Annotated in this window: 1 protein-coding gene; it reads right to left on the bottom strand. The window is 47.4% G+C overall.

Features of this window, described 5'->3' with window-relative positions:
* Window positions 1-25: 25 nt before the first annotated feature.
* A partial coding sequence (locus ACFQEU_RS18185; RefSeq protein WP_379784450.1) for a hypothetical protein occupies window positions 26-500 on the bottom strand: 475 nt, incomplete at its 5' end.

Genomic DNA, 500 nt, shown 5'->3' with positions numbered 1-500 from the left:
GCAACCGGGCCTTACCTCACTCCAATTAATCCACGTCGACGGCCAGAAGGTTATCATCCGCGTTGCGATCAATCATTTTAATGTAGGGGTCAATACCGGCAAACACTGGCAATTCATCAAGCACCAATGTCACCGTGTTAGGCCCAGATTTAATGAGATGCTTTGCCAAATAAAGAACGTGATCACTGCCCTTGGCGCTATCGGGGTCTTGAGTGAAAACGCCTATATCGAATTGATCAGCGAGCGACACCTCAGTTTCTTCGCCTTGACCGTCGGCGTAGATTTTTTTAGCGTCAATTTCTAAGGTCAACTGAAAACGCCCGTCCGCTTGCTTAACGGCCCGAGCACTGTCAATTTTTAAATCGAAAAGCGTAATTTTCGTGAACAGATCATCGATAAATGCATGGTCTTGCGCTGGTATTTCGGCCTTGAGGAAGCGCAGTAGATCTAGCGTGGTTGGATAGGGGTCAGCGGCATATTGGTAGGCTTGTAAAAAATGC

Origin of the sequence: Halorubrum tibetense, assembly GCF_042661865.1 — an archaeon.
Lineage (GTDB): Archaea > Halobacteriota > Halobacteria > Halobacteriales > Haloferacaceae > Halorubrum > Halorubrum tibetense.
The sequence above is the reverse complement of the archived record's forward strand: the minus strand, read 5'-3'. Positions and strand labels throughout refer to the sequence as shown.